The sequence below is a fragment of the Streptomyces eurocidicus genome, assembly GCF_002891295.1.
Classification (GTDB): domain Bacteria; phylum Actinomycetota; class Actinomycetes; order Streptomycetales; family Streptomycetaceae; genus Streptomyces; species Streptomyces eurocidicus.
Genome location: NZ_LGUI01000002.1, coordinates 767514 through 787980 on the forward strand (window position 1 = coordinate 767514; position 20467 = coordinate 787980).

At 74.1% G+C, this 20467-nt stretch carries 19 protein-coding genes; 12 read left to right on the top strand and 7 right to left on the bottom strand.

The window, feature by feature from the left end; translation table 11 throughout:
* The first annotated feature begins 51 nt into the window (after window positions 1-51).
* The 4 genes from AF335_RS08205 to AF335_RS08220 all read left to right on the top strand — a co-directional run bounded on the left by AF335_RS08205 (window position 52) and on the right by AF335_RS08220 (window position 2789).
* Window positions 52-1383: an aspartate aminotransferase family protein gene (locus AF335_RS08205; protein WP_244926958.1), complete on the top strand. Its 1332-nt coding sequence runs from the start codon at window positions 52-54 to the stop codon at window positions 1381-1383.
* Window position 1384: 1 nt separating this feature from the next.
* Window positions 1385-1912 carry an SRPBCC family protein gene (locus AF335_RS08210; RefSeq protein ID WP_102917594.1) on the top strand — a complete coding sequence of 176 codons (528 nt, stop codon included), beginning with the start codon at window positions 1385-1387 and terminating at the stop codon, window positions 1910-1912.
* A 3-nt stretch (window positions 1913-1915) separates the two neighbouring features.
* Complete coding sequence (locus tag AF335_RS08215) at window positions 1916-2440, top strand: hypothetical protein (protein WP_228773149.1); 525 nt, start codon at window positions 1916-1918, stop codon at window positions 2438-2440.
* Window positions 2441-2510: 70 nt separating this feature from the next.
* A complete protein-coding gene (locus AF335_RS08220) occupies window positions 2511-2789 on the top strand; it encodes an acyl carrier protein (RefSeq protein WP_228773148.1) in 279 nt (92 codons plus the stop codon).
* Window positions 2790-2809: 20 nt separating this feature from the next.
* Here the strand turns inward: AF335_RS08220 and AF335_RS08225 are convergent, their stop codons facing one another.
* From AF335_RS08225 to AF335_RS08245, 5 genes are all read right to left on the bottom strand, one after another.
* Window positions 2810-3193 (bottom strand): peptidoglycan-binding domain-containing protein, encoded by a 384-nt coding sequence (locus AF335_RS08225; RefSeq protein ID WP_102917595.1) that lies wholly within the window; start codon window positions 3191-3193, stop codon window positions 2810-2812.
* Between the two features lie 68 nt (window positions 3194-3261).
* Window positions 3262-3708, bottom strand: coding sequence for a hypothetical protein (locus AF335_RS08230; RefSeq protein WP_102917596.1), 447 nt, complete (start codon window positions 3706-3708; stop codon window positions 3262-3264).
* Window position 3709: 1 nt separating this feature from the next.
* The gene (locus AF335_RS08235; protein WP_102917597.1) at window positions 3710-4174 is read right to left on the bottom strand and encodes a hypothetical protein; all 465 of its coding nucleotides are present in this window, start codon (window positions 4172-4174) and stop codon (window positions 3710-3712) included.
* Between the two features lie 177 nt (window positions 4175-4351).
* The gene (gene afsR, locus AF335_RS08240; RefSeq protein WP_102917598.1) at window positions 4352-7303 is read right to left on the bottom strand and encodes an SARP-family global regulator AfsR; all 2952 of its coding nucleotides are present in this window, start codon (window positions 7301-7303) and stop codon (window positions 4352-4354) included.
* A gap of 187 nt (window positions 7304-7490) precedes the next feature.
* Window positions 7491-8549: a methyltransferase gene (locus AF335_RS08245; RefSeq protein WP_102917599.1), complete on the bottom strand. Its 1059-nt coding sequence runs from the start codon at window positions 8547-8549 to the stop codon at window positions 7491-7493.
* A gap of 394 nt (window positions 8550-8943) precedes the next feature.
* Between AF335_RS08245 and AF335_RS08250 the strand changes: the two genes are divergently transcribed.
* The 5 genes from AF335_RS08250 to AF335_RS08270 all read left to right on the top strand — a co-directional run bounded on the left by AF335_RS08250 (window position 8944) and on the right by AF335_RS08270 (window position 14348).
* On the top strand, window positions 8944-10071 hold the full coding sequence (locus AF335_RS08250; protein WP_244926959.1) for an amidase domain-containing protein: 1128 nt from the start codon (window positions 8944-8946) through the stop codon (window positions 10069-10071).
* 241 nt (window positions 10072-10312) lie between these two features.
* Window positions 10313-10825 (top strand): cupin domain-containing protein, encoded by a 513-nt coding sequence (locus tag AF335_RS08255; RefSeq protein ID WP_102917600.1) that lies wholly within the window; start codon window positions 10313-10315, stop codon window positions 10823-10825.
* Window positions 10826-11113: 288 nt separating this feature from the next.
* Window positions 11114-13012: an ABC transporter ATP-binding protein gene (locus tag AF335_RS08260; RefSeq protein WP_102917601.1), complete on the top strand. Its 1899-nt coding sequence runs from the start codon at window positions 11114-11116 to the stop codon at window positions 13010-13012.
* Window positions 13013-13151: 139 nt separating this feature from the next.
* Entirely contained in the window at window positions 13152-13583 is a 432-nt protein-coding gene (gene panD, locus AF335_RS08265) for an aspartate 1-decarboxylase (protein WP_102917602.1), read from the top strand.
* A gap of 210 nt (window positions 13584-13793) precedes the next feature.
* Window positions 13794-14348 (top strand): NUDIX domain-containing protein, encoded by a 555-nt coding sequence (locus AF335_RS08270; protein WP_102917603.1) that lies wholly within the window; start codon window positions 13794-13796, stop codon window positions 14346-14348.
* 86 nt (window positions 14349-14434) lie between these two features.
* Here the strand turns inward: AF335_RS08270 and AF335_RS08275 are convergent, their stop codons facing one another.
* The gene (locus AF335_RS08275; RefSeq protein ID WP_102917604.1) at window positions 14435-15178 is read right to left on the bottom strand and encodes a TetR/AcrR family transcriptional regulator; all 744 of its coding nucleotides are present in this window, start codon (window positions 15176-15178) and stop codon (window positions 14435-14437) included.
* Between the two features lie 317 nt (window positions 15179-15495).
* A complete protein-coding gene (locus AF335_RS08280) occupies window positions 15496-16287 on the bottom strand; it encodes an alpha/beta fold hydrolase (protein ID WP_102917605.1) in 792 nt (263 codons plus the stop codon).
* 196 nt (window positions 16288-16483) lie between these two features.
* Between AF335_RS08280 and AF335_RS08285 the strand changes: the two genes are divergently transcribed.
* The 3 genes from AF335_RS08285 to AF335_RS08295 all read left to right on the top strand — a co-directional run bounded on the left by AF335_RS08285 (window position 16484) and on the right by AF335_RS08295 (window position 20453).
* On the top strand, window positions 16484-17905 hold the full coding sequence (locus AF335_RS08285; RefSeq protein ID WP_102917606.1) for a tetratricopeptide repeat protein: 1422 nt from the start codon (window positions 16484-16486) through the stop codon (window positions 17903-17905).
* A 12-nt stretch (window positions 17906-17917) separates the two neighbouring features.
* Window positions 17918-18619, top strand: coding sequence for a ribonuclease H family protein (locus AF335_RS08290; protein ID WP_102917607.1), 702 nt, complete (start codon window positions 17918-17920; stop codon window positions 18617-18619).
* Between the two features lie 256 nt (window positions 18620-18875).
* Entirely contained in the window at window positions 18876-20453 is a 1578-nt protein-coding gene (locus AF335_RS08295) for a GMC family oxidoreductase (protein WP_102917608.1), read from the top strand.
* Window positions 20454-20467 lie beyond the last annotated feature (14 nt).

A 20467-nucleotide genomic window follows, 5' to 3' on the forward strand; every position in this document is an offset into this window, starting at 1 on the left:
GCCGGCCCGTACGGAAGAGGCCCACCCTCCTGTCCCGAAGGGAACCCGCCAGTGACCGAAGCCCACTCCCGGACCCCCACCCCCACCCCCGGCGAAGCGCAGGCACAGGGCCCGCCCCACGCCGGAACCGAGCAGGACGTCCTCCGCCTCTACCGCGCCCACCTCAGCAAGGGCAGGGCCACCCTGGCCGAACTCTTCGGCGGCCATATGGAGGTGGCCTCCGAAGGGGCCTGGCTGCGCACCGCCGACGGCGCGAACTTCCTCAACTGCGGCGGCTACGGCGTCTTCATCACCGGCGCCCGCCACCCCCTGGTGACGGAGGCGGTGCGGCGCCAGCTGGATACGCACCCCACGGCCACCCGCATCCTGCTGGAGCCGACGGTGGCCCACGCCGCCGAGGCCCTGGTCTCGGTGACCCCGGCCGGGCTGGACCGCGTGCACTTCAGCCTCTCCGGCGCCGAGGCCGTGGAGACCGCGCTCAAGCTGGCCCGCGCCGGAGGGCGCAGGCGGACGGTGGCCATGACCGGCGGCTACCACGGCAAGACCCTCGGCGCGTTGTCGGCGACGGCCAAGGAGGTCTACCAGGCGCCCTTCCGGCCCCTGCTCGCCGATGTCGCGCACGTGCCCTACGGCGACGCCGACGCCCTGGCGAAGGAGCTGGCCGGGCACCCCGGCGAGGTGTGCGTCCTCGTCGAGCCGGTACAGGGGGAAGGCGGCGTGGTGGTCCCGCCGGACGGCTATCTGCGCCGCGTCGAGTCGCTGGTGCGGGAGTACGGCGGGCTGCTGGTCCTCGACGAGGTGCAGACCGGTCTGGGCCGCCTCGGGCACTGGTGGGGCGCCGACGCCGAGGGCGTCAGGCCCGACATCCTGCTGGCCGGCAAGGCCCTGGGCGGCGGCGTCGTCCCGGTCTCGGCGACCGTCGCCACCCGCGAGACCTTCCGGCCCTTCGACAAGGACCCCTACATCCACACCTCCACCTTCTCGGGCCAGCCGGTGCTCATGGCCGCCGTCCAGGGCGTCATCCGGGCCATCCGGGAGGAGGACCTGATCACCCGGGCGAGGGAGCTCGGCGCACGCCTCCTGCCGGGGATCAAGGAGGTCGTCGGGGCGACCCTGGGCGACGGGCTCGCGGTGGAGGTACGCGGCCGTGGACTCCTCATCGGCGTCGAGCTCGCCGAGCCCGGCCTCGCCGGCGAACTGCTCATGGAGCTCTTCAACCGGCGGGTCATCGCCAATCACTCCATGATCGGCAGCTCGGTCGTACGGTTCACCCCGCCCGCCACGCTCACCGACCGCGAGGCGGACTTCCTGCTGGACTCCCTCGACCGGGCGTGCCGCGCCCTGCGCTCGGGCGCGACGACGATGCCGGAAGGGAGACGCTGACATGCGGCGCGTGGAACTGGAGGCGACGGTACGCGGCGAGAAGGCCCGGGAGGTCTTCGACGCCCTGCTCGCCTGGGAGCGCTACCCCGAACTCGCGCCCCACGTAAGGGCGACGACCGTGCACCGCAGCGTGCCCGGCGAGGGCGGCAGCTCCAGCTGGGAGCTCTACTTCCGCAGCGGGCTGCTGTCCTGGTCGGAGGAGGAGTCCTTCGACCCCGGCGCGCTGCGGATCGGGTTCGAGCAGACGCACGGGGACTTCGACGAGTTCCGCGGCACATGGCAGCTGCGGCAGGACGCCGGCGACGTCCATGTGCGCTTCGACGCCGAGTTCGACTTCGGCATCCCGAGCATGGAGGGGATCCTCGACCCGATCGCGGAGCGTGTCATCAAGGAGACGGTCGCCTGGGCGGTGACCGGTCTCTTCCCCGACGTCACGCACCAGGAACGGCTGTCGCCGCGGCCACCGGAGAGGAACGATTCCGCAGTGCCGGCTCCGGACGAGAACGCCGAGAACACCCCCGAGGGATGAGTCATGGACCAGGCAAACCCGTTCGACACCCCCACCACCGCCAAACTGCACCGCTCGGAATACCTCGTCGGCTTCGCCGTCACCACCGGCCTGATCATCGCGCACGCGGGCGAGATCCGCTGGGGACCGGCCGTCGCGCTGTTCCTCTACATCGACCTCGTCGGCTACATCCCCGGCGCGATCGCCTACCGCCGCAGCCCCGACAAGGAGATCTCCAAGGTCTACTACGTCCTCTACAACACCATGCACAGCCTGGTCACACAGGGCGCGGTCGCCGCCCTGTGGATCTGGCTGATCGGCCCCGAGTGGGCGCTGCTGCTGCTTCCCTGGCACCTCTTCGGCGACCGCGGGCTGTTCGGCAACTTCTACAAACCCTTCGGCATGCACTTCGAGCCCGTACCCGAGCCCGGTTACCGCGAGCTGCTCGCGGGGCTGCGGGGGCCGCTCCTGGCCCGCGCCGTCCCCCAGCACGGCAAGAAGGACGGGAAGGGGCGGCGACCGCGGCCGACGGTCGGCGCCAACCCGTGACCCCGTCCCCCTTCCGTACGGGCGGCCGGCCGCGCCGCCCGCCCCCCGACCACCCCGGAAAGGACGCCGGATGCGTGACGAGGCGCTGTACGAAGCACTCAGGGACATCCTGGCCGGAAAGCTGCACGTGGACCCGGACCTCATCACCTACGACGCCACCCCCGAGGAGATCGAGCTCGACTCGCTCGCGCTCGTCGAGCTGTCCCTCGTCCTGGAGACGGAGTTCGGCATCCGGATCAGCGAGGACGACCTCGCCGGGGCCCCGACCGTCGGAGCCGTCGTCCGCCTGATGGCGGCACAGGGCGCCGCCGTCGCGCCGCCGGGATCCGCCGCGGACTCCGACCGGTAGCCCCGCGCCCGCCCTTGCGGTCAGGGGTGCAGGGCGGCCCAGGTGTTGGGGCCCACGAACCCGTCGGCGGTCAGCCCGACCGACTGCTGGAAGTCCTTGACGGCGGCCAGCGTCGCCTCGCCGAAGATCTTGTCGGGGACGACGTTCCGGTAGCCGTAGACCTTGTTGAGGACGCACTGCGCGTGCCCCACCGCGTCGTTGGCATGCCCCTTGCCGAGCTCCGGGTGGGTGCCGGTGTAGGGGCAGAGGCGCCACTCGCCGTTCACACCGTTGCGCACCTGCTCCCGGGCGGCGGCCGCAGGCACGGCGCGCGCGGTGTCACCGGGCCCGAGGAGCGGAGCGAGTGACAGCACGCTGCCGAGCAGGGCCGCCGAGACGAGTGCGTGACGTCGTCCTGATGCCATGACGGGAACTCCCGGACTGTGGGGACGGTGGGGTGAAGGGGGCCCGCTGAGGGCCCGCGGTCCGAAGGTCAGACCCAGGAGCACCGGGGGAGGCCCGGGTACGGGTGCCGTGGCGTCTGCACGACCCGGGCGGGGACGACGCCCCACGCCTTGAGCCCGGGCTGGGTCACCACCTCGTCCCCCTGCGTGTAATACCAGACCCTGGTCTGGCCCGGCGGGGCCTCACCCTCCGTCCAGCACACGAACCAGCTCGGCGACAGCTTGAGCCTGCCGGTGACCGGCGCGTTGAAGGCGGACCGCCCGAGGACGTCCGCGCCGAGGTTGTCGCAGAACAGGTCCAGCGTGAAGACGTTGCCCAGGTTGTCCTGGTGCCGCTGGTTCCGCGGCCCGCACGTGGCCGTGGCGTCCTGCCCGCCGGTGCTCTCCGCCACCACGGCGGGGGAGCCGGCGGCGAGGAGCCCCAGGGACAGCGCGGCCGCCGGCCACGCCCGCCGGCTTCCGGTCCTCGTACGCATCTCAACCCCCGGGAGCCGTCGACGCCTTCGACCAGCTGCACCGCGCCAGCCCCGGGACGGGGTGCCTCGTCACCTGGAGCTCGGCCGCCGGGAGGTAACCCCAGCCCTTGGTGCGCTTGTTGCCGGACACGGTGTCGGCCTGCGTGTAGTACCAGATGTCACTGCCCTGCTGGGGGGTGCCGGGCTTCCAGCACACGAACCAGCTCGGCGAGAAGGCCATCCGCCCGTTGACCGGGCTCTGGGTCGTGGACTGGACCCGGGTGTTGACGAGGTTGTGCGGGCACACCACGTCCCCGAGGAAGTTCATCGGGGTCCAGTCCGTGTGCCGTACGTCGGGCCTGACCTGGCACTCGGCGGCGGGCGCGGACGCGCCGGAGGCCGGGGAGGAGGGCGGCGCGACCGGCAGCACCGCGCCTCCCGCGACGGCGGCGACGACCACGGCCCGGCGTACCCCGCGGCCCGGCACGCGGCTTCGGTGTCCTTCGCGTCTGACGGCCATGTCCGCTCCCGGTGAATCGGCGACCCATGAACGGCTGCCGGGCGCCGCCCGGCCGGACCGATACTGGCAGGGCGGTGTGAAGCCCGCCTGACATCCCGCTGACGGGCCTTCGCCCGCCCGGCGGCGGCCGCCCGGCGGGCGTCGTCACCGCAGGGACCGCTCCGCCAGCAGCCCCTGGACCTCGGTCCGTTCGGCCGCGCCCAGCCGTTCGTACGTGGCGAGCGCCTCCCGCCAGCACGCCCGTGCCCGGTCCTCCTGCCCGACCGGCCCGAGCGCGTGGCCCAGCAGTGTCAGGACGTGGGCGCTCCGCAGGTCGTCGCCCAGGTCGCGGAGGACGGTCAGGGCGAGCTCGGCGTGCCGGGCCGCCGCGGCGGGGTCGCCGGTCGCGAGGTGCGCCACGGTGAGGCGCCAGGCGGTCATGCCCTCCCACCAGCGCTGCCGGCCGGCCTGGAAGACCGCGAGCGCGTCGGTGAGGCTCCGCACGGCCTCGGCCGGGCGACCGCTCTCGGTGAGGGCGATGCCGTAGGCGTAGAGGGCGTTGGCCCGCCGCCAGGACGGGCCCGCGGCCTCGTAGCGGGCGAGCGCCCGCTCGGCGAGGTCCGCCGCGAGACCGGGGCGGCCCATGTCCAGGTACGCGCGGGAGAGGTTGCTCAGCGCGCTGGCCTCGCCCGGCAGGTTCCGGTCGGCGCGGAACGCGCGGAGCGCGGTCGCCAGGTGGCCCGCCGCCTCCTCGGGGCGCTTCCGCCAGGTGGCGAGGGAGCCGCGGAGGTTCGCCGCCTGGCAGAAGGCCAGCGGGTCCGCCGTGGCGTCCCCCAGGAGTACGGCCCGCCGGGCGTGCTCCTCGGCCTGGGCGAACCGCGCGGTCAGGCCGTGGTGGTACGCCAGGATCGTGTGCGCGCGGCCCTCGGCCCGGCGGTCGCGGGCCTCCCGCGCGGCGGCCAGGACGGCGTCGGCCACCTGGCCGAACAGCCTTCGCCCCATGCCGTTCTCGGCCAGGTCCTTCACCACGAACAGCAGGTCGACGGAGCGCCGCAGACCGTCGCCGGACGCCTGCTGCCGGACACAGGCCAGGAGACAGGAGACCTCGGTGAGGAGCCAGTCGGTCGCCGAACGGCTGTCGGGGAAGGAGAGCCCGGGCGCCGGGACCGGTTCCAGGTGGGCACCGAGCCGGTCGCCCGGCCGGTCGAGGGCGTAACCGCCCGCGGCCGTCGCCAGGTAGAAGTCGAGGAGCCGGGACATGGCGGCGTCGAGCCCGGAGCGCGGCTCCTCGCGTTCGGCCCGGGCGCGCGCGTAGAGGCGTACGAGGTCGTGGAGGCGGTAGCGGCCCGGTGCGGCGGATTCCAGGAGCGAGGTGTCGACGAGGGACTCCAGGACGTCCTCGGCGTCGTCGGTGCCGAGGTCCAGGAGGGCGGCCGCGGCGGGGAGGGAGAGGTCGGGCCCGTCCGGCAGGCCGAGGAGCCGGAAGGCGCGGGCCTGGCCCGGTTCGAGGTGGTGGTAGCCCAGGTCGAAGGTGGCCTCGATGGCGAGGTCGCCGGCTTGGAGCTCGTCGAGGCGGCGGCGCTCGTCGGCGAGCCTGCGGGCGAGGTGGGCGACGGTCCACGTGGCGCGGGCGGCCAGCCGGGCGGCGGCGATGCGGATGGCCAGCGGCAGGAAGCCGCAGGCGGCGACGGTGCCGAGGGCCGCCTCGCGCTCCACGCCCGCCCGCTCGGCGCCGACGATGTCGGTGAAGAGGGCGAGCGCCTCGTCCGGGTTCATCACGTCCAGGTCCAGGAGGCGCACGTTCTCCAGGTCGAACAGCCGGGCGCGGCTGGTGACGATCGCCGCGCACCTCTCCGCCCCGGGCAGCAGGGGGCGGACCTGGGCGGCGTCGCGGGCGTTGTCGAGGAGGACGAGCACGCGCCGGTCCGCGAGGAAGGAGCGGTAGAGGGCCGCGCGCTCCTCCGTGTTCCCCGGGATCGAGGAGTCGGCCGCGCCCAGGGCGCGCAGGAACGCGCCGAGCACCGCGTCGGGCTCCGCCGGGCCCGGCCCGGCGCCCTGGAGGTCGACGTAGAGCTGGCCGTCCGGGAAGTGGTGCCGGACGGCGTGGGCCACGTGGACGGCCAGGCTGGTCTTGCCGACGCCGCCGATCCCGGCGACGGCCGAGACCGCGGGCGCGCCGCCGCGGGCCTCGGTCACCTGCGACCGGAGCGCGGCCGCCAGGGCCGCGCGGCCGGTGAAGTGGGCGACGGGCGCGGGCAGCTGGGCGGGCCGTACGAACAGGTGGCCGCCCTGTGCGGGGTCCGGTACGGCGGCGAGGTCGGTGTCGGCTTGGAGGATGCGTTGCTGGAGTTCGGAGAGTTCGGGGCAGGGGTCGACGCCGAGTTCGTCGGCGAGGAGGCGGCGGGTGTCGGCGTAGACGGCGAGGGCTTCGGCTTGGCGGCCGCTGCGGTAGAGGGCGAGCATGAGGAGTTCGCGGAGGCGTTCGCGGAGGGGGTGGGCGGCGGTGAGGGCGGTGAGTTCGGCGACGGCTTCGGCGTGGGCGCCGACTTCGAGGTCGAGGTCGAGGCGGGTTTCGAGGAGGGTGAGGCGCCATTCTTCGAGGCGTGTGCGCTGGGTTTCGGCGAAGGGGCCGGGGAGTCCGGCGAGGGGTTCGCCGTCCCAGAGGTCGAGGGCTTCGTTGATGAGTTCGCGGGCGCGGGTGCGGTCGCCGGTGGTGCGGGCTTTTTCGGCGTGGGTGGCGAGGTGTTCGGCGCGGTCGGTGTCGAGGCAGCCGTGGCCGGTGCGTATGGCGTAGCCGCCGGATTCGCTGATGAGGGTGTCGGCGTCGGGGCCGAAGGCTTTGCGTAGTCGTGAGGCGTAGGTGCGCAGTGCCGCGAGGGCGGCGTGGGGTGGTTCGTCGCCCCAGAGGGCGTCCACCAGCTCGGGTGCGGTGGCGGTGCGTCCGCCGCGCAGCAGCAGCGCGGCCAGGAGTGCGCGCTGCTGGGGCGAACCGGTGTGGAGGAGCTCCCCACCGCGCCGGGCCCGCACGGGCCCGAGCACGGAGAACAGGAGCGGCGGCCGTACGGGGGCGGCCGCCGGCGCGGCGCGGCCGGGGGCGTCGGGTGCGGTGTTGGTCACGAGTGGTTCCAGGGGTGGGGGACGGGTCCGGTCCGGGCCGGTCGCCGCTCCGGCGTAACCGGCGGCGGCCGGACCGGCTCACGTCCCCCGATCCTGTACCGTCCGGAGGGCTCCCGTCCGGTCCATTCCCGGTCATCTCGTGAGGTCGTGCGCCGTGTTCGCGGTGTGCTTCACCGGGCGCCCGTGGTCAGGCCGGCCTCGCCTCGATGAGCTGGAAGACGTTCGGCGGCGGCATGGGGGTGATGGCGTCGAGCCGGAACCCGCCGGCCGCGCACAGCCCGGCGAAGTCCGCCGCGGTGCGCTCCCTGCCGCCGACGTTCACGAGCATGTTGAGGTCGCTGAGGTAGGTCAGGTCGGGGGCCTCCGGGGACACGGTGGCCGGCAGGACCGGCTCGATGATCAGCAGGGTGCCGTCGGCCGGCACGACCTTCCTGATGTGCCGGAGGATGGTCGCGCACCGCTCGTCGTCCCAGTCGTGGATGACGCTCTTCAGCATGTAGAGGTCACCGCCCGCGGGGGCCGAGGCGAAGAAGTCGCCGGTCTCCAGGGCGGTCCGGTCGGTGAGGCCCTCGCGGGCGAACCGCGCGGCGGCCTGGGCGAGCCCCTCGGCGGTGTCGTGGACGACGCCCCGGGTGCCGGGGTACGCGCGCAGGACGGCGGCGAGCAGGGTGCCGTCGCCGCCGCCCACGTCGACGACGGTGCCGAAGCGGCCGAAGTCGTAGTGGCCGGGGAGGGCCTCGGCGAGGAGCCGGGTGGCCTGGCTCATCGCCGTGTTGAACTCGGCGGACAGCTCGGGGTGGGCCCTGAGGTGGCCGAAGAAGTCGGTGCCGAAGACCGCGTCGAAGGAGGTCCGCCCGGTCCGTACGCTCTCCTCCAGGAGGTCCCAGCCGCGCAGCATCGCGGGGTCGGTGAACATCCGGGCCATGGCGAGCATGGTGCCCGGGGTGCCGGAGCGCAGCAGGTCGCCCGCCGCGGTCGTGGTGAAGGTGCCGGGGGCCGTCTCGTCCAGCAGCCGTAGCCCCGCCAGCGCCCGCAGCAGCCGGTGGGTGGCCTGTGGATGGGTGCCGAGGTCCTGGGCGAGGCCCTCGGCCGTCCGCTCGCCCGCCCCGATCCGGTCGAAGACCTCCAGCCGGACCGCGGTCCTCAGCAGCTGAGTGCCCATCTGCCCGAAGGCCAGCCGCGCGACCGTGCCGCGCTCCTGCCAGCCCGCCGTCACGCGCTCCTCGCCGCTTCCCGCCCCGGTCATGTGCGACCCCTTTCGTCGTGGCGCCGTCCGGCGCCCCGCCACCTGCGCCCGGCATGCCGGAGGCCGGCGGGATGCGGCCGCCTCCGTATGGTTAGGTAAGCCTAAGTTGATGGTCGCCCCGGTGGCAATGGCCCGTGCGGCGAGCCAGCCGGGCGTGGGGGGTCGGGGACGGGAGTGAGCGGGAATCAGGGGGCGCGGCGGTGGGCCCGCCGGCCACCGGTTGTTCCCTTCCCCTCACTCCCCGCACCCCTTCCCGGGCACAAGCGGAAGCTTGTACGGCACACGTGACAGGGCTTCGCGCCCGCGCTTCCTCGCCTACTTGATCGGAAAACGGAAGCGTGTGCGAAGATTCCGTCCCCCGGTCCGTCCGGACCGGGTGACAAGGGGAAACATCGTGAAACAAACGACGTCAAGAACCGCCGTGGGGGCGGTACTGACGATGGCCGTCTCGGCCGTGCTCCTGCCCGTGTCGACCGCGAACGCGGTGCCGGCCCCGCGCGCCGCGGACAGCGCGACGACCAAGACCTTCGCCTCTCTCGCCGACGCCCTCCTGGCCAAGCGCACGGCGGCGCTCCTGGACGGCCGGTCGGCGCGGTCCAAGCAGACGAACCCGGGGAACATACGCCTCTCGGCCGCGCTGGCGCGGACGGAGGACAGCGGGCTCTCCACGCTCCGGACCCGCAAGGCGCGCCTCGCGTCCCTGGGCGAGGCGTACACCTCCGGTGACACCCAGGTGTCGGTGGACATGACCAGCGTCAAGGGCGGCCGGGCCACGGTCCGGGTCACCGAGGTCACCACCCTCACCTACAAGAAGATCCGCGGTGACGAGCCGTCGACGACCGGCTTCCGGGCCCACCACGAGCTGAACTTCACCAGCTCGTCCAAGGGTAAGTGGGAGCTCACCGGCATCCGTCCCACGGACTCCGGCCCCAGCCCCATCAACGAGCCCCGCACCGCGGTGGCGACGGCGAACACCGGTGGCGGTCTCGACGGGACCCCCGCCGCCACGTCGTGGCCCGCGCGGCCGCAGCCGAAGACCCGCGGCACCGCCGGCTACAACTACGCGGCCATGGCGGCCTACGCGGAGAAGTACTGGCGGAACTACAACCCCGCGTACCGGAAGTTCAACAGCGAGGGCGGTGACTGCACCAACTTCATCAGCCAGGCGCTGCGGGCCGGCGGCTGGAAGAACGACTCGGGCTCGGCGACGGACTACCGCAACTGGTGGTACGACGGCACCGCCCAGACGACCTCCTGGGTCGGCGCCAACGAGTGGGCGTGGTTCACGCTCTCCTCCAAGCGGGCGGTCAACCTGGCCAACGTCTACCAGATGGATGTCGGCGACATCCTGCAGATGGACTTCGACGGGGACGGGTCCAAGGACCACTCCATGATGACCACGTACCGGAGCCGGGCCGGCGTCCCGTACCTGACGTACCACTCGACCAACACCTACCGGAAGTCGGTCGCGAGCATCATCGCGTCCAACCCGGGGGCGGTCTACTTCGCCTACCGCACCTGACGGTCCGGCGGGGATGAGCACGCCGCCCGGCCGACGCCGGGCGGCGCGTGAGCACCTGCCGTCGAGGTGCCACGCCGCAGGGCCCCGCCTCCGGGCGGGGCCCTGCGCGTTTCCCGGAGCCGGGCACCCCGATTGACCTTGGATTTCCGGTCTTGATTGCACCATGAGGAAAGTCTTTGGTTTCACCTAAAGTTGTGGTCACAAGGCGGCGAACGCGCCGTGGAACGAGGGGAACAGCGCCATGACCGGCGAGAACACCGAGAACGTCCGTAAGCCCGACTTCGCCGCGGTGCTCACCCGGGCCTCGGAGGCCGAGACCACCAGTGACCCCAGCAGCGTGATGACCCTGCTGGCCGACTCCGACACCACCGGCGGCCTGCTGACGAGCTACCGGTCGACGTTCGCCGAAGGGGCCGTCGGCGCCCCCGGGCACTTCCACACCCGCGCCGCCGAGCTCTTCTTCGTCATCGACGGCTCGCTGCGCGTCCTGGTGGACGAGGAGGTCGTCGTCCTGAACGCCGGCGACTCCCTCGTCGTCCCGCCGCACACCCCGCACGCCTTCGCGGCGGCCCCCGGCCGCACGGCCGACGTGCTGTTCGTCTTCACGCCCGGCATGGCGCGCTTCGACTACCTGCGGCTGCTGGGCCGGGTGATGCGGGGCGAGGCGAGCCCGCAGGAGATCAAGGACTCGTCCGAGCGCTTCGACAACCACTACGTGGACAGCCCCGCCTGGCGCGCGGAGCTCGGCGCCTAGGGGCGTCGCGCCCCCGGCCGCCCCGTTCGGGTGACGGGTCCGGGGGTCCCGGAGCCGCCGGTCGTCCCGGAAGGGAGGCCGGCGGCTCTTCCGTGTGCCCGGCGGAACGCGGGTCCGCCCTGGTGGCGGGCGTTCCGGACGCGCGGCCGGGGAGCGAGGAGGGGCGTATCGGGTCCATTGCAATGAACCCTCTTATCTCCGACACTCGGGACATCTCTTCGGCTTGATCTCAACCATGGTCGAGGTTTTAGCGTTGAGGCAAGGCCCGAGGACGACGGAGGAACCCCGATGGATATGGAAGTCACCGCCTGGACATCGCTGCACAGCGCGATGAACGCCCAGCAGGACCGGCGGCCGTTCTCCCGGGCGACGCTGCGCCGCATCGCCGCCTTCGCCCGCCCGCACCGGCGGCGCCTCGGCCAGTTCCTGCTGCTCAGCGTGGTCATGGCACTCCTCGCCGTGGCGACCCCGGTGCTGGCCGGCCGGGTCGTCGACGCGATCGTGCGGGGCGACGACGCCGGCACGGTCACGAGACTCGCCCTCCTCATCGCCCTGATCGCCGTCGCCGAGGCGGCGCTGGGGCTGCTCACCCGCTGGCTCTCCGCCACCCTCGGTGAGGGCCTCATCCTCGACCTGCGCACGGCGGTCTTCGACCACGTGCAGCGGATGCCGGTCGCCTTCTTCACCCGCACCCGCACCGGGGCGCTCGTCAGCCGCCTCAACAACGACGTCATCGGCGCCCAGCGGGCCTTCAGCAACACCCTCTCCGGCGTCGCCGCCAACCTGGTCACCCTGCTGCTGACGCTCGGCGTGATGCTCACCATCTCCTGGCAGATCACCCTCCTCGCCCTCGTCCTGCTGCCCGTGTTCGTCGTCCCCGCCCGCCGCATGGGCTCCCGGATGGCCGGGCTCCAGCGTGAGGCGGCCCGCCACAACGCCGCCATGGGCACCCAGATGACCGAGCGCTTCTCCGCCCCCGGCGCCACCCTCGTCAAGCTCTTCGGCCGGCCCGCCGACGAGTCCGCCGAGTTCGCCGCCCGCGCCCGCAAGGTGCGGGACATCGGCGTCCGCACCGCCATGGCCCAGTCCGCGTTCATCACGGCCCTCACCCTCGTCTCCGCCCTGGCCCTGGCGCTCGTCTACGGACTCGGCGGCTTCTACGCCCTGCGCGGCAGCCTCGAACCCGGCGCCGTCGTCTCCCTCGCCCTGCTCCTCACCCGCCTCTACGCCCCGCTGACCGCCCTCGCCGGCGCCCGCGTCGAGGTGATGAGCGCCCTGGTCAGCTTCGAGCGGGTCTTCGAGATCCTCGACCTGGAGCCGCTGATCGCCGAGAAGCCGGACGCCCGCCGGGTGCCGGACGGGCCCGTGTCCGTCGAGTTCGACGGTGTCCGCTTCGCCTACCCGTCCGCCGACAAGGTCTCCCTCGCCTCCCTGGAGGACGTCGCCACCCTGGACACCCGCGGCGGCACCGAGGTCCTGCACGACGTCTCCTTCCGCGCCGAACCCGGCCAGATGGTGGCCCTCGTCGGCTCCTCCGGAGCAGGCAAGTCGACCATGGCCCAGCTGCTGCCGCGCCTCTACGACGCCGACGCCGGATCCGTACGCCTCGGCGGCGTCGACGTACGGGACCTGACGGCCGAGTCCCTGCGCGACACCCTCGGCATGGTCACCCAGGACGGCCACCTCTTCCACGACACGGTCCGCGCCAACCTGCTCCTGGCCCGCCCCGAGGCCACCGAGGACGAGATCTGGGCAGCCCTCCGGCGGGCCCGTCTGGAGGGCCTGGTGGCCTCCCTGCCCGACGGCCTGGACACGGTCGTCGGCGAGCGCGGCTACCGGCTCTCCGGCGGCGAACGGCAGCGGCTCACCATCGCCCGCCTCCTGCTGGCCCGCCAGCGCGTCGTCATCCTCGACGAGGCCACCGCCCACCTCGACTCCACCTCCGAGGCCGCCGTCCAGGAGGCCCTGGGCGAGGCACTGGAGGGACGCACCGCCGTGGTCATCGCCCACCGCCTGTCCACCGTCCGGGCCGCCGACCTCATCCTGGTCGTCGAGGACGGGCGCGTCGTCGAACGCGGCACCCACGCCGCACTCCTCGCCGCGCGCGGCCGCTACGAGGAGCTGTACCGCACCCAGTTCCAGCGGGCCGAGACCGAGCAGGTGGCGGAGACGGAGACGCCCCGCTGACCTCCGCCGCGCGCACCCGGGGCGGGGTCCCGGGGGAGGCCCCCCGCCTCCTCCGGGACCCCGCCCGTCTACCCTTGCCCACGACGGCGCGTACCCCTTCGGGGCCGCGACCCTTTTCATCACAGGGAGATGTGACGCTGTGCTGCGCACCATGTTCAAGTCCAAGATCCACCGAGCCACGGTGACCCAGGCCGACCTGCACTACGTCGGCTCGGTGACCGTCGACGCCGACCTCATGGAGGCGGCCGACCTGCTGCCCGGCGAGCTGGTCCACATCGTCGACATCGACAACGGCGCCCGCCTGGAGACCTATGTCATCGAGGGCGAGCGCGGCTCGGGCGTGATCGGCATCAATGGCGCCGCCGCCCACCTCGTCCACCCCGGCGACCTCGTCATCCTCATCAGCTACGCCCAGGTCGACGACGCCGAGGCCCGCGGCCTGGTCCCCAAGGTCGTGCACGTGGACGCGGACAACCGGATCGTCGCCCTGGGCGCGGACGCCTCGGCCCCCGTGCCCGGCACGGACACGGAGCGCAGCCCGCACGCGCGCGTGGCGGCCCCGCTCGGCTGAGGCCGGGCGGCACGCCCCGCCGCGCTCGGCGACCCAGCGGTCGCCCCGGCCCCGGCCGCCGTCCCCGCGTCCCGCGGGATCTCGAAGCATGTGAACGGATTGAGCTCGCGGTGCGGTTCTCACCCGAACCACTCGTCCCGCACCCACAACGGCTCATGCGGTCGCGCGTTACCCAGGGCGGCACACCGCCTCGACGACGACCGGGGGAACATGGCCGACCGCCACCAAGAGCACGGATGGATCCGTCTGGGCACCGAGATCGTGCACGAAGGGCCGCACCTCACCGTCCACCGCGACCGGGTCGTCCAGCCGCACGGCGTGGAAGGGACGTACGACCACGTCGAGATCGCGGACGGCGCCCGGATCGTCATGGTCGACGGCCGGCGCCGGGTGGCCTTCGTCGAGGACGCCTGCTACCCGCTGGGGACCCGGCTGCTCCATGTTCCCGGCGGAGGGATCGGGAAGGGCGAGGACCCCCTGGACGCGGCGCGGCGGGAGTGCGAGGAGGAGACGGGCTGGTGCCCGCGCGACCTCCGGCACCTGACCGCGTTCCACCCGCTCCCGTCGCGGACCCCGGCCGTCGTGCACCTCTACCTCGCCACGGGCCTCTTCCGGGGCGCCGTGCGACGCGACCCGACCGAGGCGGGCATGACGTTGCGGTGGGTGCCCTTCGAGGCGGCCGTGGACGCCGTCCGCTCGGGGGAGATCTCGGAGGCGGCGAGCGTCATCGGCGTCCTGCTGGCGGAGCGCGCTCTCACGCCGTGACGCGTGCGGGTCCGGCTCCATGGGCGCGGCGGCGCGGGTCTTCCGGCCGCCCGCGCCGCGTCCCGGGCTCCGGTCCGCCCTCTCGGCTACGCCTCGTCCCGCGGCCGGCCCGCGCGCCGGGCGACGAGCGCCTCCAGCCCGTCCAGGACGCGCTGGAGGCCGAACTCCAGCGCCCGGTCCCGCTCCCCGGGCGCGGCCGCGGCGGCCAGGGCCGCGCCGAGTGCCGGATAGCGCTCACCGTGCTCGTCCACCAGCCGGCCCAGGACGGTGGCCAGTCGCCGCTCGGGACCGCCGGCCCGGCCGGCCGCGCGGGACTGCTGGGCGATCCCGCGGACATGGCTGGTGAGCAGGACGACGGCGTCCATCCGCTCGCCGCCGGAGAGGCCGGTGCCGTCCAGGGCCGACAGGGCCCGCTCCATCCAGTCGAGCTCCCGGGGACCCATGACCCGCACACCGGTCGTGGCGTCGAGCAGCCACGGATGCTCCTGAAACACCGTCACCAGCCGGTGCGACCAGGCGCTGAGCCGGTCCCGCCAGTGGCCCCGCTCCGGGTCCTCGGCCGGCGCCTCGCCGATCGCGGTGTCCACCATCAGCGCGACGAGTTCGGCCCTGCCCGGCACGTACCGGTAGAGCGACATCTTCGTGAACCCGATCTGCTCCGCGAGGCGCTGCATGGACAGCGCGGCGAGCCCCTCCGCGTCGGCGATCCCGACGGCGGCGCGGGCGATCCGGTCGAGGCTCAGGGCGGGCTTGGGGCCGCGCCGGGGCCTGGCCGGGGGTTCCCAGAGGATCCGTACCGTCCCGGCCCACTCGTCCCGCTCGTCGCCCATCGTCACCACTCCCGCGTCCGCGCCTGCCAGGCCCTGAAACCGTGTCGACCGTACACAACAAGGAACGGCGTCCCCGGGCACAGCCGGCCGGCCTCGGCCTCGGGACAGGCGCCGACGGACCGCACTCCCGGGCGCGAAGCCGCTCCGATGCCCGGCGCCGATCGGCGGGACCGGGATCGCGCCCGCCCGGCGGCTCGTACCGCCGCACCCCGGGGACGCGGTCCGGCGGCCACCCGATGTGCGCGGGGACCGGCCTTCGCGTGCGGGACGGCCGCCCCCTGACGACGCCACCGCCGGCCGCCCGTTCCCCGACGCGGTCAGGTCCTCCGCGCCGCCCCGTCGAGGAAGTCGAGTACGAGCGGTCCCGCGAGGGCGCGGAACTCCTCGAAGTAGGCGTGCCTCGCCCCGGGGATCAGCTCCAGCCGGGCACCCGGGACGCGGCCCGCGAGCAAGGGCGCGTTCGCCGTGGGGTTGAGGACGTCGTCGCCGCCGTGCAGCACCAGCGTGGGGGAGCGGATGCCGGGCAGCGCGTCCCACGCGTCGTGCCGGCGGCTCGCGGCCAGGTGCCGGCGCCGGGCGAGGGCGGACATGCCGGGGTCGCCCAGGGTACGGAAGGGGCCGGGGTGGGCCGCGAGCCACGCCGGGGTGTACATCGTCTCCAGCAGGGCCCGCCGCGCCCGGGCCGGATCCGGGTGGGCCAGCGACCGGACCACGTCCTCGCCGCGCTCGACGCCGTACCGGCCGCCGGGCGACGTGCAGCCGAGGACCAGCGTGCGGACCCGCCGCGGGTGGAGCGCGGCCACCCACTGGGCGACCCGTCCGCCCATGGAGGTGCCGTAGACGTCCGCCCGCTCGATGCCGAGCTCGTCGAGCACGGCGATCACGTCCGCCGCGAAGTCCCGGGTGCCGACGGGATCCGTGGCCTCGTCGCTCCCGCCGGTGCCCCGGTAGTCGAGCGTGAGGGTGCTGCGCGCGACGTGGAAGTCCTCGCGGACCCCGTCCCACCAGCGATGGCTGTTGGCCTGACCGGCCAGCAGGACGAGCGGGTCCCCGGCGCCACGGAGCTGGTAGGCGATGCGGACCCCGTCCGGGGTCCTGGCGTACGGCACGGTGGGCGTCCTTCCCGGGCGGAGCGGGCCCGCGCCCGCCGACCGGACAACAGGACGGACGCCCCCGTTCTTCCCGGGGGCGCCGGGCCGCATCCGGGCCCGCCCCGGGGGGCAGGGATGGAAACGCCGCCGCGAGGCCCGGAGGGCGGCGGGAACCCATGTCGGGAAGGCCGGGCCCGTACGGGAGGTACCTCCGGTGGGAACGGACCGGCACGCGCAGGCGATGACGTACACGGACGCCGACGCGGTGCGGCACTACGAGAAGGCGCTGGACCACCTGCTCTTCTTCCGCGAGGAGGTGGGCGAGGAGGCCGGCGCGGCCGTCCGCGCCTCCCCGCGCTCGGTCATGGCCAACGTCCTCACGGCCTACCTCGGCCTGCTCGGGACGGAGGAGAACGACGCGGCCGGGGCCCGCGAGTCCTTCGGCGGGTTCCTCCGTGACACCGACCTCGCCGGCGTGACCCCGCGCGAGCGGATGCACGTCGCGGCGGCGTCCTCCTGGCTGGCGGGCGATCTCCACCGGGCCGGCCGGGTCCTCGGCGAGATCGGCGTGGCGCATCCGCGCGACGCGCTGGCCCTGGCCGTCGGCCATCAGATCGACTTCTTCACCGGCAGCGCCGAACTGCTGCGCGACCGCGTCGGCGGGACGCTGTCCGCCTGGGACGAGGACGACCCGCACTACGGACACCTCCTCGGCATGTACGCCTTCGGCCTGGAGGAGGCCGGCCATTACGGCCGGTCCGAGGAAGTGGGACTGGAGGCCGTCGAGCGCAACGCGCGCGACGTGTGGGGCATCCACGCCGTGGTGCACTCCTACGAGATGCAGGGCCGCTTCGCGGACGGCATCCGCTATCTGGACGACCGGACGGGCGACTGGTCCGAGGGCAACTACCTGCGCGTGCACAACTGGTGGCACTACGCCCTCTACCTGCTGGAGACGGGCCGCACGGACCGGGCGCTGGAGATCCACGACGCCGCCCTGCACCACGAGGGATCCGCCGGTCTGGCGATGGAGCTGCTGGACGCCTCGGCCCTGCTGTGGCGGCTGCACCTGGCCGACGCCGGTACCGGCGGCCGCTGGGCGGCGCTCGCCGACGCCTGGGCGGGGCGGCGGGACGGCGCCTACTACGTCTTCAACGACGTCCACGCCGTCATGGCCTACGTCGGCGCCGACCGGCTCCCCGACGCCGAGCGCCTCGTCCGGGACCGGGAGGCGTGGCTCCGGTCCCGCACCGGCCCGGAGGTGTCCAACGCGGCGATGACCGCCGAGGCCGGACTCCCGGTGATCCGCGCGCTCCTCGCGTACGGGCGGGGCCGGTACGGCGAGGCGGTGGACCTCCTGCTTCCGGTCCGGTACCGCCTGCACACCTTCGGCGGCAGCCACGCCCAGCGGGACGCGGTCCAGCGGACCCTGCTGGAGGCCGCCCTGCGCGCCGACCGGGCCGGCGTGGCCCGCACCCTGCTGAGCGAGCGCACCGGCCTGCGCCCGGTGAGCCCGTACAACTGGCGGGCCCACGCCCGGCTCGCCGACCGCCTGGGCGACCCGGACCGGGCGGCCGCGGCCCGCCGCCGGGCCGCCGCGCAGGCGTCGGCGGCCCCGGGGAGGTCCGGGAGCTGAGATCATCGACGTATGTCTGATCGCATCATCGCCGCCTGTGACGGGGCTTCGAAGGGCAACCCAGGGCCCGCGGCCTGGGCCTGGGTCATAGCCGACCCGCACGGAACCCCCGAGCGCTGGGAGGCGGGCCCGCTGGGCCGGGCCACGAACAACGTCGCGGAGCTCACGGCGCTGGAGCGGCTGCTCGGCGCCACCGACCCGGCCGTGCCCCTGGAGGTGCGGATGGACTCGCAGTACGCCATGAACGCCGTGACCAAATGGCTGCCCGGCTGGAAGCGGAACGGCTGGAAGACGGCGGCCGGCAAGCCCGTCGCCAACCAGGAACTGGTCGTCCGCATCGACGCCCTGCTCACCGGCCGCGCGGTGGAGTTCCGCTACGTACCGGCGCACCAGGCGGACGGCGACCACCTGAACGCCATCGCCGACCAGGCCGCCAGCGACGCCGCCGTCGCCCAGCAGCCCGCGGGCACCTCCCACGGGGCCGCCGGCCTCCCCGTCCCGGCGGCGCGCACCGAGGCCCCGAAGGGCGGGCGGTCCGGCGCGCCGAGGAGCGGGCAGCCCTCGGCGGCCAGGGGCTCGCGCACGTCCAAGACCCTCCGCGCGAAGTTCGCCGGCCGGTGCGTGTGCGGCCGCTCGTACGCGGCCGGGGAGTCCATCAGCAAGAACGCGAAGGGCTGGGGGCACCCGGAGTGCCGCGAGAAGGCGGAGGCGTGAGCGGCGTGCGGCCGGTGCCCGGCGCGTAGCGGGGCGGACGCGCGTGGGCCGGGGGCGGGCGCCCCCGGCCGGGCCCCGGGGCGCGTGCCCCCGGGGCCGCCTTCCCCCGGGCCCCCGCTCCTCCCCGGCGGCCCGTGAATGGCCGGACCCCGACGGCCGGTGGCCGGTAAGCGGCTGTGTTCATCGTCTTGTCCGCATATGGTCCGGCCCTGGGGGCCGCAGCGGTCGGCACGCCGTCCACGGGGAGGGGAAGCCCATGCACGACGAGATCCATGACTACATCGTGGTGGGGGCGGGCTCGGCCGGCTGCGTACTGGCCGCCAGGCTGACCGAGGACCCCGGTATCCGGGTCCTGCTGGTGGAGGCCGGGCCGCCCGACGACGCCCCGGAGATCCACATCCCGGCGGCGATGGTGAAGCTGTTCCGGACCAAGTACGACTGGGACTACGAGACGGAGCCCGAGCCGGGCCTGGACGGCCGCCGCGCCTACCTCCCGCGCGGCCGGATGCTCGGCGGCTCGTCCTCCATGAACGCGATGATCTACATCCGCGGCAACCGCCGGGACTACGACGCCTGGTCCGCCGCCGGGGCCAAGGGCTGGAGCTGGGACGAGGTCCTCCGGTGCTTCCTGCGCGCGGAGGACCACCACGCCGGCGCCGCCGGCCTGCACGCGGCCGGCGGCCCGCTGACCGTCAGCCGGGGCCGCTCCCGCAACCCGCTCATGACGGCGTACGTGGAAGCCGCGCGCGAGGCGGGCCACCGGTTCAACCCGGACTTCAACGGCCCCGAGCAGGACGGCGTCGGCTACTACGACGTCACCCAGCGGAACGGCCTGCGGTGCAGCACCGCCGACGCCTACCTGCGCCCCGCCCTGGAACGGCCGAACCTGACGGTGCTCGCCGGGGTCCAGTGCACCCGGCTGGTCTTCTCGGGCGAACGGGTCGTCGGCGTCGAGGCCGAACGGTACGGGGAGCCGGTCGTACTGCGCGCCGAGCGGGAGGTCGTCCTCGCGGCGGGCGCCTACAACTCACCGCAGCTGCTGATGCTCTCCGGCATAGGCGTCGCCCCGGAGCTCGCGGCCCTCGGCATCACGCCCCGGGTGGACCTCCCCGTCGGTGAGAACCTCCAGGACCACCCGAACCTGCCCCTCGTCCACCTCACCGACACCGAGTCGCTGATGACCGCGGAGTCCCCGGAGAACCTCGCGCTGCTGGAGTCCGAGGGCCGCGGGCCGCTCACCTCGAACGCGGGGGAGGCGGGCGGCTTCCTCCGTACCCGCGACGGGCTGGACGCGCCCGACATCCAGCTCCACGCGATGCCGGCGATGTACGTCGAGGAGGGCCTCGGCACCCCCACCGCCCATGCCTTCAGCCACGGCGCCGTCCTGCTGGAGCCCACCAGCAGGGGCAAGGTCACCCTCCGGTCCACGATGCCCAGCGCCAAGCCGCGCATCACGCACAACTACCTCACCACGGAGGAGGACCGCGCCACGGCGGTACGCGCCCTGCGGATCCTGCTCGACATCGCGGACCGGCCCGCCCTGCGGGCACACCGGCGCGCCGACCACCTCGTACCGCGCTCGGACGGCGAACGCGACCTCCTCGACCACGCCCGGCGCCACCTCCACTCGCTCTACCACCCGGCGGGCACCTGCGCCATCGGCACCGTGGTCGACCACGAACTGCGGGTGCTCGGGGTGGGCGGCCTGCGGGTCGTGGACGCCTCGGTCATGCCGACGCTCGTACGGGGCAACACCAACGCGCCCACCATCATGATCGCGGAGAAGGCGGCGGAGCTGATCCGCGGCGTCACCGGCGCCCCGGCCGGGCACTGACCCGCGGCCCGGCC